At 25.6% G+C, this 13,657-nt stretch carries 13 protein-coding genes and 1 other RNA gene; 13 read left to right on the top strand and 1 reads right to left on the bottom strand.

The window, feature by feature from the left end:
* Positions 1–14 precede the first annotated feature (14 nt).
* The gene (locus tag LT335_RS00470) at positions 15–839 is read right to left on the bottom strand and encodes a hypothetical protein (RefSeq protein ID WP_249727805.1); all 825 of its coding nucleotides are present in this window, start codon (positions 837–839) and stop codon (positions 15–17) included.
* A gap of 221 nt (positions 840–1,060) precedes the next feature.
* Between LT335_RS00470 and LT335_RS00465 the strand changes: the two genes are divergently transcribed.
* From LT335_RS00465 to ffh, 13 genes are all read left to right on the top strand, one after another.
* Positions 1,061–4,039, top strand: a complete 2,979-nt coding sequence (locus LT335_RS00465) for an SMC hinge domain-related protein (protein WP_249727796.1) — start codon at positions 1,061–1,063, stop codon at positions 4,037–4,039.
* A gap of 44 nt (positions 4,040–4,083) precedes the next feature.
* Positions 4,084–4,737, top strand: a complete 654-nt coding sequence (locus tag LT335_RS00460) for a hypothetical protein (RefSeq protein WP_249727790.1) — start codon at positions 4,084–4,086, stop codon at positions 4,735–4,737.
* A gap of 50 nt (positions 4,738–4,787) precedes the next feature.
* Positions 4,788–5,153: a hypothetical protein gene (locus LT335_RS00455; RefSeq protein WP_249727789.1), complete on the top strand. Its 366-nt coding sequence runs from the start codon at positions 4,788–4,790 to the stop codon at positions 5,151–5,153.
* 31 nt (positions 5,154–5,184) lie between these two features.
* On the top strand, positions 5,185–5,571 hold the full coding sequence (locus tag LT335_RS00450; protein ID WP_249727787.1) for a hypothetical protein: 387 nt from the start codon (positions 5,185–5,187) through the stop codon (positions 5,569–5,571).
* A gap of 47 nt (positions 5,572–5,618) precedes the next feature.
* Positions 5,619–6,287 (top strand): (d)CMP kinase, encoded by a 669-nt coding sequence (gene cmk / locus LT335_RS00445; protein WP_249727785.1) that lies wholly within the window; start codon positions 5,619–5,621, stop codon positions 6,285–6,287.
* A gap of 2 nt (positions 6,288–6,289) precedes the next feature.
* The gene (gene der, locus LT335_RS00440) at positions 6,290–7,621 is read left to right on the top strand and encodes a ribosome biogenesis GTPase Der (protein WP_249727784.1); all 1,332 of its coding nucleotides are present in this window, start codon (positions 6,290–6,292) and stop codon (positions 7,619–7,621) included.
* 117 nt (positions 7,622–7,738) lie between these two features.
* Positions 7,739–8,008 (top strand): HU family DNA-binding protein, encoded by a 270-nt coding sequence (locus LT335_RS00435; RefSeq protein WP_249727783.1) that lies wholly within the window; start codon positions 7,739–7,741, stop codon positions 8,006–8,008.
* Positions 8,009–8,168: 160 nt separating this feature from the next.
* The gene (locus LT335_RS00430) at positions 8,169–8,498 is read left to right on the top strand and encodes a DivIVA domain-containing protein (protein WP_249727781.1); all 330 of its coding nucleotides are present in this window, start codon (positions 8,169–8,171) and stop codon (positions 8,496–8,498) included.
* A gap of 29 nt (positions 8,499–8,527) precedes the next feature.
* Positions 8,528–8,896: RNase P RNA component class B (rnpB, locus tag LT335_RS00425), an RNA gene on the top strand.
* A 63-nt stretch (positions 8,897–8,959) separates the two neighbouring features.
* Positions 8,960–9,445 carry a CinA family protein gene (locus tag LT335_RS00420; protein WP_249727779.1) on the top strand — a complete coding sequence of 162 codons (486 nt, stop codon included), beginning with the start codon at positions 8,960–8,962 and terminating at the stop codon, positions 9,443–9,445.
* 50 nt (positions 9,446–9,495) lie between these two features.
* On the top strand, positions 9,496–10,497 hold the full coding sequence (recA, locus tag LT335_RS00415; RefSeq protein ID WP_249727773.1) for a recombinase RecA: 1,002 nt from the start codon (positions 9,496–9,498) through the stop codon (positions 10,495–10,497).
* Between the two features lie 119 nt (positions 10,498–10,616).
* A complete protein-coding gene (gene rny / locus LT335_RS00410; RefSeq protein ID WP_249727770.1) occupies positions 10,617–12,173 on the top strand; it encodes a ribonuclease Y in 1,557 nt (518 codons plus the stop codon).
* Positions 12,174–12,276: 103 nt separating this feature from the next.
* Positions 12,277–13,638 carry a signal recognition particle protein gene (gene ffh / locus LT335_RS00405; RefSeq protein WP_249727768.1) on the top strand — a complete coding sequence of 454 codons (1,362 nt, stop codon included), beginning with the start codon at positions 12,277–12,279 and terminating at the stop codon, positions 13,636–13,638.
* Positions 13,639–13,657 lie beyond the last annotated feature (19 nt).

The following is a 13,657-nucleotide window of genomic DNA, read 5'->3' as shown; positions in this document are numbered from 1 at the left end:
TTAAGCTAAGGACTTTATTCAATTAAACTAATTTTTCAGCCATTAATAATAATTTTTTGTAATTTAGTAATATTTTTATTAGTATGATTAATGCAAGCGATAATAAATAAAATCAATTGTGTTTTAATTGTTTTTTTATTTTCATTAAAAGGATTATTTACTTCATCTTGATTGTTACTTCGATTAGTAAAGTCTCATAAATTAGTAACTCCTGGGGGTGATGTTTCTCAGATTGTTAAAGATTTTTTTACTTTATTTAGTTCTTGATTTTTTTTATTAACTAAAATTTTATAGGTTTCACTTATTAAGTGTTTAATTACTAGTAAATTTTGTTTAAAAATTTTATAAACGAAAATAATAAAAATACTATAAATCATAGTAATACCAATAAAATTATTAATATTAGTAAATAATAAATTTTGTAATTTTCAGGAAATAATAATAAATTGACCAAAAATAATAATAATTAGAATCATAAAACTAAAATTTGAAATATTGTTTGTCATTTTATTTTTTTGATTTTTTTTAACTAAAAAAGTAAAACAAATTATAAATTGTAAAAATAAGATTAACGATAAGAATGGCACTAATTGACTTAAAAAGATGTTATTAATTTGTTTATTCAAAATAATAATTAAAACTTGAAAACTAATTAGTAAAATCTTTTCATAAACTAAATTTGTTTTATCTAAGTAATTTTTTTTTCAATGTTTTTTTTGATAATTAGTTATTAAAGTAAGATTAATTTTAACTACTAAAATTAAAAAAGAAAAAGGCAAAATTAATAGAAGCATTAATTCTGGTAAGTTATTAATTTGGTTATTAAGATTGCTTATCATAATTTATCTTGCTTAACTTTCTTATTTATCTAATATATATTATAATGGTTTTTTTCTGTAATATTAAATTTTGTTATAAAATTAACACTATTAGTTGAATTTATACTTTCCAATGTTTTAATATTTTTGCTTTTTTTATAATTACTATCTCAGTTTTAAAGGTTAATCCGTGATAAAATGAAATAAATTTATTAAATTCAATATTATAGGTGAGAATATTTATGGCATTTTTAAAAAGAATTGAAGCACATGGCTTTAAATCATTTGCTGATGATTTAAAAATTGAGTTCAATACTAATATTGTTGGCATTGTTGGACCGAATGGTTCTGGTAAGTCTAATATTAATGATGCAATTCGCTGAGTTCTTGGTGAACAATCTGTTAAATCATTAAGAGGTGAAAAAGCTGACGATATTATTTTTAATGGTGCACAAGGAAAGGCGCCATTAAATATGGCACAAGTAACATTAGTTTTTGATAATAGTAGTAAAATTTTTAACTCAGAGTTTAATGAAATTGCAATTACGAGAAAAGTTTATCGTAATAGTTCTGAAAATGAATATTATATTAATAAAAATCGTGTTCGTTTAAAAGATGTCCAAAATTTGGTAATTGATACTGGTTTAAGTAAAGGTTCATTAGCAATTATTAGTCAAGGTAATGTTTCAAAATTTGCTGATAGCAAACCAGAAGAACGACGAACTTTGTTTGAAGAAGCAGCAGGTGTAGCAAAATATAAAAAAAGAAAAGAAGAAAGTTTAAGAAAATTAGAACGAACTAATGAAAATTTAGTTAGAGTTGAAGATATTGTTAGTGAAATTTCAAGAAAAATTGAACCATTAGCTAAACAAGCAGAAAAAGCAAAAAATTATCTTGCGATTAGTAATACTTTAAAACAATATGAAATTACCCTTTTAGTAAAAGATGGTCAAATGTTTAAAAATCAGTTAAAAGTCTTAACTAATAATATTTTAAAAAATGAACAAATTGATCAATCATTAAAGTTAAAAATTAATAATCATCAAGAAAAAGTCAAATTTTTAAGAAATCGAAATTATGAATTAGAAAAAAATATTAATAGTGTTGAAATGAATTTAACTAATATTAATAATTTATTAAATATTTTGGAACAACAAAAAAAAGTTTTGCAAGATCAAGCAAAGCAAGCACAAGATAAAGCAAAAAATCTTTCCGAAATTAGTAAACTAAAAGCTAATATTCAAGATTTATTAAATATTATTAGTCATAAGAAAATAATTAAAGAACAAGAACAAGAAAATTTAAAACTATTAAATGATAAATTAGCTAATTTCATTTTACAAAGAGATGATGTTTCAATTTCCCGAAATGATTTATTTATAACTTTGGGTAAAGCACGAACTAGTTTAGATTTTTTTGTTTCGAATCAAGAGCGAGAAAGACAAAAAAACTTTGCTGTTGAAACAATTTTAGATAATCGTAATAGTTTATATGGTGTTATTGATACGATTGCTAATTTAATTGAAGTACCAGAATTATATCAACAAGCAATTGCTGTTATTTTTGGTAATAATTTAAAAAATATTGTTACTAAAACTGATAAAGATGCGACTAAAGCAGTTAATTTTTTAAAAGAAAATCGAGCAGGAATTGCGACATTCTTACCATTAAATACAATTCAAACCCGAACAATTAGTCAAGAAGATGTTATTATTGTTAATAGTCAATTAGGATTTATTGCTTTTGCTAATAATTTAGTTAAAACAAAAAGTAGTGAATATCAAAAAGCAATTGATTTTTTATTAGCAAGAACAATTGTTTGTGAAACTTTAGATAATGCTCGAGATATTTCTAAATTAATGGCTGCAAGATATCAATGTGTCACTTTAGATGGCCAATTGATTAAAGCAGGTGGAGCAATTGTTGGTGGCTTTCAAAGACAAAATAGCAATCTTAATTTATTAAGAAAAGATAATAATTTAGAAACAATCAGAACGGAAATTAAAGATTTAGAAGTAGAATTAGTCAATCTTAATGTTCAAAGTTCTAGTTTTGAGACAGAAATTAATTCTTTACAAGCACAAAAGGCAAAGACAGATTTAACGATTAGTAAATTAAATTCTGAAATTCTTGATTTAGAAAATCGTTCACAAGTATTGTCAACTGAATATCAAAGTTTAACTGGCAAAAAAATTGTTTTAGATGATAATCAAGAATTAAATGATATTTTTGCTCAATACCAAAAAAATAAATATCAACAAGAAAATTTTACTTTGCAATTACAAACCTTAAGACAAGAAAAACATCAAGGCTTAACCGAAATGCAAGGATTAGAAAATGAAGTTTATCAATTTACTCAAGAATATAATAATATAGTCGGTAATTTAAATAGTGATAAATTAGAAAAGGTTCAGTTAGAAAATAAACTTGAACAAATTTTAAAGCGTTTAGTTGACGCTTATCATTTAACTTTTGATCGTGCCCAAGAACTTTATCATAAACCATTGGATAATGAAGCAGAAGCACGAGAATTAGTATTCAAATTACGCAATGATTTAGAAGATTTAGGATTTGTTAATCTTAATGCGATTGAAGAATATGAAACTGAAAATGAACGCTATCAAAATTTAAAAGGTAAACATCAAGAATTAACAGCAGCTGTTAAAGAATTGTTGCAAGCAATTGATGAAATGGACAAAATTATGGTAGAAAAGTTTGATGAAACGATTAAACAAATTAATCATGTCTTACCTGAAACTTTTCAAACTTTATTTGGTGGTGGAAATTGTCAATTAAAATATAGTCAACCTGATAATATTTTAACAACGGGAATTGAAGTTTTAGCTAATCCACCAGGTAAAAGAATTAGTAATTTAAATTTATTATCAGGTGGTGAAAAATCTTTAGTTGCTTTATCAGTTTTATTTGCAATTTTAAAAGTTAAACCTTTGCCATTAACAATTTTAGATGAAGTAGAAGCTCCTTTAGATCCAGCTAACTTAGAACGATTTGCTCGTTATGTTCGCAATTTTTCACAAACAACGCAATTTATTATTGTTACTCACCGACCAGGAACAATGGAAAATTGTGATGTTTTATATGGCACAACGATGGAAAATCAAGGAGTGACAAAAATGGTTAATATTAAATTATCAGATGCTAAAAAAACAATAATTTCAGATCTTCAACAATCTGAATCGATTACTGTTAGTTTAGATTAAATTATTTTCTTAAATTAATAAGTTAATAAGTTGAGGTAGATAAAATGACAAGAGTTGAAAAATACCAACAATTAAGAATTCAAATTATGAAAGAAATTCAAGAAAATGCTTTGATTTGAGAGCAAGAAAAAAAACTTGAACAATATAAAAATCAATTATTAAAATTGAATAAAGATTATTTTGCTCCTGTTATTAAAAAACTTAATGATAGTTTAAAGTTAATTAATTTGGATAGTATGCTTTTAAAAAATAATTATCAATATTTAACACCAAAAGATAAATATTTATTAATTAAACTTTTATCTGATTTAAATAATATTTTTGAATCATATCAACCAAAAACACAAGACTTTGCGATTGATAAAACTTTAGTTGATTATCCTTTAGAGTATGCAACTTTAATTGGTAGTATTAATCAAAAAATTGTTGAATTTGAAAAGAATTTAGAAAGTAAGATTAAAAATATTAATACTTTTGTTTATGCTTTAGAAAAAAAATATCAAAAAGACAATTTGTCACAAGATTTTGAAAAAAGTATTAAAGAAATTAAATTCAATAGTAATAAATTGCAAGATGATTTTCAGCAGTTGAAAATTAAAGGGAAAAATAATTATAAAGTTAGCTTTGTTTTCTTTGCAATAATTATTATTGTTTTAATTACGATTGTTGTATTATTATTGTTGATTGTAATGCTATAATAGTCAAGATTAGTATTAATAAATTAAAAAAGTATTGAAAGGAGATTGTAATGTTAAAGGCAGTTAATAAGAGATTTTTGTATGTTTTACTAGCAGCATTTATCTTAATGATTTTAGGTTTAATTTTTATTGGTGCAGGTCATTTGCGCTTTTCTACTAATGAGTTTCCATCAATGAATGGTTTTGATGCAAATCAAATTTTTGGAGTTAGTAGAGTTCTTTCTAGTGAAATCTTAAGAAATCTTTTAGATTCTAAAAGTGGTCTAGATTTGATTAGATGTGGCATTGTTTTTGCTGTTATTTTTACACCAATTCTTTTTGCAGTTGGATTTGCTGGATTTGGTTATGATTTTATGACACTTATTAAAAGTAAAAAGACTATTAAAAATGAACAAGAACAAGTAGAAATAATTTAAAAACAAAATAAAGCAAAAAAGGGAGATTAAAATGGTAAATAAAAATAATAAGAAATTTCTATACATTATGTTAGTTGCATTATTATTTATGGTTTTGGGATTGATTTTAATTGGTGTTGCTAAAATTCATGATAGTGATGAAATAACAGGAATAACTACAAGTGTCAATGGTTTTGATATGCTTCAAGATGGACATATTGGTTCATGACTTTCTAGTAAATATATCTGAGATACATTTAAAGAATTTAATCAACTTAGTGCTTTAATGACATTAAGAGCAGGTATTGCTTTTGCAGTTATTTTAACGCCAATTTTGGCAGCAGTGGGTATTATTGGTTTTCTATATTACTTTATGCCAATTAAAAATAAAGCAAATATTGAAAATAAACAAGAACAAATTGTAGTAAATCAAGAATAAAAATTCAAAATTATCAAAATAAAAAGTAAGCAAGAATGGAGTTTAGTATGAGTCAAAAAATAAATATTGCAATAGATGGTCCAGCAGCTTCAGGAAAAAGTGCTGCAGCACAACTATTAGCAAAAAAAATTGATTATATTTTTGTTGACACAGGAATTATTTATCGTAGTTTTACTTTATTTTGCTTACAAAATAATTTTAATATGAACGATACACAACTTTTAATTTCAGCTTTAAAGACTTTTGAAATTAAATGAGTTAACAATCATTTTTTATTTAATAATCAACCAATTAGTGATGAAATTTATAGTTCAAGTGTCACAAAAAGTGTGCCAATTATTGCTGTAATTCCTGAAGTTAGAGCATTATTTGTTGAAAAAATTCAAGATATTGTTAGTGCTAAAGGTTATATTGTTGTTGGCAGAGACATTACTAGTGTTGTTTTACCTGATGCTGAACTAAAAATCTTTTTAACTTCTTCGTTAGCAGCAAGAAGTGAAAGACGATGAAAACAATATCTTTCTGAAGGAGTTAATATTACTCAAAAAACGGTTTATCAAGATATGGAAAAACGAGATAATGGTGATAAAAGTCGCGATATTGGGCAGTTAACAATTGTTGAAGATGCAATCGTTTTTGATAATAGTAATTATGACTTATCAACTACTGTTGAAAAACTTTTTAAAACTTTTGTTGAATATGGAGAAAAAAGTTAATTATGAAAGATTTACCAAAAGTTGTTATTGTTGGTAAGCCTAATGTTGGTAAATCATCAATATTTAATCGGATTACACAAAAAAGAACAGCAATCATTAGTGATCAACCACAAACAACTCGTGATCGAATTTATGGTAATGTTTATTGATTAACAAAACAATTTGTTGTTGTTGATACAGGTGGAATTAGTAGTGCCAAAATTAATTTTCAAACAGAAATTAATCAACAAGTAAATGTTGCTTTAAATGAAGCAGATGTTGTTATTTTTGTTTGTTCTTATCAAGATGGTTTAACAGATGAAGATGAAGCAATTGCCAAATTATTATATAAAGTTAAAAAACCAATTATTTTAGTTGCTAATAAGTATGATAAAGTTGATAATAGTGATTTAGTTTCTGATTTTTTATCTTTAGGTTTTGATTGACCAATTTTAGTTTCTGCTAGTCATGGTATTGGTATTGGCGAATTATTAGATCAAGTTATTGTTAAATTAGGTGATAAAAAGGCTGTTGAAACAGCAAAAATTACTAGTTTAGCAGTTATTGGTCGTCCTAATGTTGGCAAATCAAGTTTAGTTAATGCAATTTTAGCAGAAGATCGGGTGATAGTTTCACCAATTGCTGGAACAACAACTGATGCGATTGATACTTATTTTCAATATAATAAGGAAAAGTATGCTTTAATTGATACAGCAGGAATTAGACGAAAAGGTAAAATTACTAATAATGTTGAAAAATACAGTGTTATTAGAACAACTGAAGCAATTAAAAGAAGTGATGTTATTCTTTTTTTATTAGATGCTAAAGAAGGTATTATTGAACAAGATTTAACTGTTGCAGGTTTAGCAAAAAATTTAGATAAACCAGTTATTATTGTTGTTAATAAGTGGGATTTAGTTGCTCATAGTGAAAAAGCAATGAAAGAATTTACTAAAAAAATCAAAGAAGAATTTAAATATTTAGACTATGCCTTGATTACTTATTTATCAGCCTTAAAAAAAACAAGAATTAATATTTTATTTAAAACAATTAAGGTTGTTTTAGAAAATATGGATTTAAGAATTAAGACTAGTGTTTTAAATGAAGTAATTACAAAAGCACAATTAATTAATCAAGCACCAAATTTTAATGGTGGTAGATTGAAAATTTATTATGCAACACAAGTTGAAACTAGTCCACCAACTTTTATTTTAATGGTTAATAATCGTGATTATTGTCATTTTTCATACCAAAGATTTTTAATTAATCAAATTCGACATAATTTTGATTTTCAAGGGGTACCAATTAAACTTATTCTTAAAAATCGCAAATCTTTATATAAAGATAGTGATTAGAATTAATTATTATCGTTGATTTTTATCAATAAATCGGTTTATTTTATTAATTAATGATAAAATTAAAGAACAAACTAAGTGTAAGTTTGGAACAATGTAAGATAGGAGAATTTTTCAATGACTAAAAAAGAATTAGTTAATCTTGTATCAAAAAATACTAATGTTTCAGTAAAGGAAACAAGTGAAGTGCTTGATAGTTTTTTTGATTTAATTGTAAAGAAAGTTTCAGAAGATAAAATTAATTTACCAATTGGTACATTTAAACTAGCAACACGAAAAGCACGAGTGGGTCGTAATCCTCAAAATGGTGAAGAAATCCAAATCCCAGCTTCTAAAAGTTTAAAATTTAGAGCTAGTAAAGCTGTTAAAGAAGAATTAAATAAATAATTTAGGATTTTAAAAATCTAATGGAATGGGTATAAATTAATTTAATTTATACTCATTTTTATTTTATAAAATGCTTTTCTTTCAGTATTATTAGTTTCAATAGTATAATTAATAATAATTTTCTCAATAAAGTTTTCTTTAAGTAGATGGAGTTGTTAATATGAATATGAAAAATATTAATCTTAAACAAGAAATTCTTGATAAAGAATTTACTGTTGAATATAAAGGTTACAATCCAACTGAAGTTGATCAATTTTTGGATTGATTGACAGTTTATTTTGATTTGTTAGAAAAAGAAATTAAAAAAAACAAAGAACAATTAGTGCTTGAACAAAATAATAATAAAAAAATTTTACAAGAGTATTCAAAATTGAAAGAAAGTTTTTCTTTATTAAAAGAGCAAAAGACAGCTTTGGAGGCAAAAGGTGTTGAAAATGTTGATATTATTACGAGATTAAGTAAGTTAGAAACTATTGTCAATGAAGACTAATTATGTTATAATATTACCCGTAAAGAATAAAAAATGAGCTAATCGCTGCAAATGCAAATTTGTAGAGGAAAGTCCACGCTCACACTTTCTGAAATGAAAGTAGTGGTTTGTGTTAAAGGAAAAAATAACTTTAAGTAACATTTGTTAACGGCTGATGAAAAACCTAAGTTTTAATTTTTATTAAAATATGGTTCTAATCTATAAAAGTGCCATAGAGACGAGTATTAAGGAAACTTAAGAAGTGGAACGTGGTAAACCCCGCAAGTGAGAAACCCAAATTTGGTAGGGGAGTTTGCTTTCTAGAATAACAATGGAAAGCAGAACTGAAGTAATTCAGTAGATAAATGATTAGCGCTTGTATTATTTTTAGTACAAGATACAGAACGTGGCTTATGATTTTTTTATTCTTTTTTTTATTTTCTTATAAATTTTTTTTATAATTAAATAAAAAAGGATCGTTTATGGATAAAATTATTGAATTGTTAAATACTTTAAATTATACAATTAGTAGTTGTGAGAGCATTACTGGAGGTTTGTTTAGTAAAACAATTACTGATATTCCAGGTGCTTCTAAAGTATTTAAAGGAGCAATTGTTTCTTATAATAATGAAATTAAAATTAAAGTTGTCAAAGTTAAGGCAAAGATTATTAAAAAATATGGTGTTGTTAGCGCTGAATGTGCTTTAGCAATGGCAAAAAATGTTAGAAAAATTTTTCAAACTGATATTGCAATTAGTTTTACTGGTAATGCTGGCCCTGATAATTTGGAAAATAAGCCATCTGGTTTAGTTTATTTAGCTATTTTTCTTTCAAAAAAGCAATTTTGAGTTGAAGAATTAAATTTTAAAGGTAATCGTGATCAAATTCGTAAAGCAGTTGTTAAAACAGCACAAGAATTATTAATAACAAATTTAATAAAAGTAACAAATGAATTAAAAAATAATTAAAAAAGGAATCACCAATTAAATTTCTTAATAAATTTATGAGGTGATTTTTTATGACAGAAAAAATAATAGAAAATTCTTTAGTAAAAACGATTAAAGAAGTTGAAAAATCTTTTGGCAAAGGTTCAATTATGCTTTTTAATGATAGTTCTTTTACTGAAGTAAAGGTTACTAGTTCAGGTAGTATTTTATTAAATCAAGCATTGGGTATTGGCGGTTTTCCTCAAGGAAGAATTATTGAAATTTATGGTCCTGAATCAACGGGGAAAACGTCTTTAGCATTATTAACTTTAGCACAGGGACAAAGAAATCAACAAAAAGTTGCATTTATTGATGCAGAACATGCTTTAGATGCACAATATTGTCAAAAATTAGGAATTAATTTAGATGAATTTTTATTATCGCAACCAGATTCTGGTGAACAAGCTTTAGAAATTTTAGAAATGCTTGTTAAATCAGCAACAATTAATCTTATTGTTGTTGATTCAGTTGCTGCATTAGTTCCTGAAGCAGAATTAAAAGGTGAAATTAATGATCAGTTAATGGGTGCTCAAGCAAGATTAATGTCAAAAGCTTTAAGAAGATTAGCACCAATTATTGCTAAAAGTGGTTGCACTGTCTTTTTTATTAATCAAATTAGACAAAAGATTGGCATTGTTTATGGTAATGCGGAAGTTACTCCTGGTGGCAAAGCCTTAAAATTTTACAGTTCAATTCGTTTGGAAGTAAGGAAAGGTGAGCAAATTGTCACTAATCAAGAAGTGATTGGTCATAAGATTAAAATTAAAGTTGTTAAAAATAAATTAGCTTCGCCTTATAAAGTTGCAATGATTGATTTTTATTTTAAAACTGGAATTTCAATTATTAGTGAAATTATTGATTTAGCAGTTGAACGGAAAATTATTAATAAATCGGGTGCTTGATATAGTTATGAAAGTCTTAATTTGGGTCAGGGTAAAGATAATGTCAAAGAATATTTGGAAAATCATTCTGATTTATTAGAGAAAATAAAAGAGAAAATAGAAATTCCATTAAAAAATAGTAATTTATGCTAAAATTAAATTGGTAATATCCATTTAAAATTTAAAAAAATAAACAAAAATTTTAATTTAAGAAAAAAATAAAAGTGCTGCTTTTCTAATTTAAAAAGTTAGAAAAGGAGTGATATGAATTTATGACAGTTAATTTTTCAAACTTATCACAATCAGGGTGACTAGTAGCTTTGATTGCTATTATAACACTTATTGTTGGTCTTACTATTGGCTTTTTCATTAGAAAATTCATTTGATTAAAAAAAGAAAAAAATAGTTTAAATGAAATAAAAAAGAATGAAGCTAAAGCAAAGAAATTAATTCAAAGTGCTAAAGCAGATGCTAGACTTGAAACTAATCGTTTAAAAAATGAAGCACAACAAGAAATTGATGCAAGAAAAAAACAAAATTCAGATTATGAAAATCTTTTAACAAACAGAGAAAAGAAATTATCAGAACGAGAAGATAATTTAGAGATAAGGTTCCAAGAATTATACCAAAGAAAAGAAGCACTTAATAATCTTAAATTAGAATATAAACAAAAAATTGATCAAGAAATTCTTGAGTTAGAAAAAATTGCAGGAATTACAAAAAAAGAAGCAAAAGAGCAATTAGTTGCTAAACTTGAAACTAATTTAAAATTAGATTTGAATAAAATTGTTAAAAACGCTGAATATAATGCCAAGATTAAAGCAAAAGAAATTGCTAATTCAATTGTTGCTGAAGCAATTGAAAGATATGCTTCTAATTTCATTGTTGATAAATCAATTTCCTATGTCAAACTTCCTAATGATGAAATGAAAGGTAGAATTATTGGCAAAGAAGGTAGAAATATTAAGTCGTTTGAACAAATTGCCGGTGTTGATATTATTATTGATGATACTCCTGAAACAATTCAAATTTCTTCTTTTAATCCAGTTAGACGTGAAATTGCTACTAGAGCATTAGAAGATTTAATTAAAGATGGTCGAATTCAACCAGTTAGAATTGAAGAAATATTAAAATTTCATGAACAAGAAATAACTGAAAACTTTAAAGTTGATGGTCAACAAGTTATTGATGATTTAAAAATTGTTGATATTCATCCAGAATTAGTTTCTTATTTAGGTCGTTTGAAATATCGTACTAGCTATGGTCAAAATGTTTTAGTTCATTCATTTGAAGTTGCTAAAATCTCAGGTTTAATGGCTGCTGAATTAGGTTTAGATATTCAATTAGCTAAAAGAGCAGGTTTATTACATGATATTGGTAAAGCAGCTGATTATGAATTAGAAGGTTCACATGTTTATAATGGTGTGCTTTTAGCAAAAAAATATCAAGAAAATGATATTGTTATTAATGCAATTCAATCACACCACGGTGATGTTGCAAAAGATAATATTTATTCAGCGATTGTTTCTGCTGCTGATACTTTATCAGCTGCTCGACCTGGTGCAAGAAATAATTCTTTAGAAGCATTTATTACCAGAATTAAAGAAATTGAAGATTTATGTACTGCAATTGCCGGTGTTGATAAAGCTTATGCTGTTCAAGCAGGAAGACAAATTAGAGTAATTGTTGATCCAAAAGTAATTAATGATTATGATGCTCATGTCTTAGCAAAAAATATTAAAGAAAAACTTGAAAAATTTATTACAATTCCTGGTGATATTCATATTACCGTTATTAGAGAATTGAGAGCAACTGAATTAATTAGTTAATTCAGTTTTTCTTTTACTAATTTATTGTTTTTTTGTTGCTTAATTTGGTTGTATAAACTATTAATGGTATAATAATATTTGAATTTTATTCAGAGGTGACAAAATGAGTTTTGCTGATTTAATGGCAAAAAAGATGCAAAAAACTTTAGCAAAAAATATAAGTAAAAAAACTTTAACAGCAGAAAATATTGAAGATTTCTTAAAAGATTTAAGAATCATTCTTTTAGAATCTGATGTTAATTTTCAAGTTATTAAAAAATTAATTAATCAAATTCGTGAAAAAGCACTTGGTGAGTATATCAAAGAAGGTTTAGATCCGCAACAAATGTTAATTAAAATTATTCACGAAGAGTTTGTTGATATTATGGGAACTAAAAATGTTGATTTAACGACATCTAATAAACCAACCGTACTTATGGTTGCTGGTTTACAAGGTTCTGGTAAGACAACAACAACAGCAAAATTAGCAAATTATCTAATTAAAAAGCAAAATAAAAAATGTTTATTAGTTGCTTGTGATATTTATCGTTTAGCAGCTGTTGATCAATTAAAAACTTTAGGAAAACAATTAAATATTGAAGTTTTTCATCAAGAAAATACGAAACCAGAAATTATTGTTGCTAATGCTAAAAGATATGCAGAAGCAAATGGATTTGATATTGTAATTGTTGATACTGCTGGTCGATTACATATTGATGAAGCATTAATGACAGAATTAGTGCAAATTCAAAAACAAGTTAATCCTGATGAGGTTTTATTAGTAATTGATGGTATGGCCGGACAAGATATGATTAATGTTGCTCAATCTTTTATTGACAAAATTAATGTTAAAGGTTTTATTTTAACAAAAATGGATGGATCTGCTAAAGGTGGAATTGCGCTTTCATTAAGTTATTTAACAAAATTACCAATTAAATTTTTAGGTAGTGGTGAAAAAGTTAATGACTTAGAAGTTTTTTATCCAAAAAGAATGGCTGATCGTATTCTTGGTATGGGTGATATTGAAACTTTATTGGAACAAGCGCAAGATAACTTTACTTCAAGAGATGTTGAAGCGACAATGAATCGAATGATGCTAGGGCAATTTGATTTAAATGACTTATTAAATCAAATGAAACAAGTACAAGGTATGGGTAAACTTGGTTCATTAGTAAAAATGATTCCTGGTCTTGGTACAAAAATTAGTGATAATAAGATTAATGATGCTGAATTAGATTTAAAGGTTGCTGAAATTATTATTAATTCAACAACAGTAAAGGAACGCGAAAAACCACAATTATTACGATACCCAACAAGAAAAGTAAGAGTTTTAAAAGGTTCTGGTCGAACTGAGAAAGAATTAAATAAATTATTAGGACAATACGAAAAAATTAAAAAAACCATGGATCGAATTGCTAACCAAGTTAAACAAGGACAAATGCCTGATTTGCCTGGTTTAAATCAATTATTAAAAAATCAAGAATAAAGATTAGAATGAGGACTTA

Origin of the sequence: Spiroplasma attinicola (assembly GCF_023509825.1) — a bacterium.
GTDB classification, from domain to species: Bacteria; Bacillota_I; Bacilli_A; order Mycoplasmatales; family VBWQ01; genus Spiroplasma_D; species Spiroplasma_D attinicola.
This window is presented reverse-complemented; position numbering and strand designations above follow the sequence as displayed.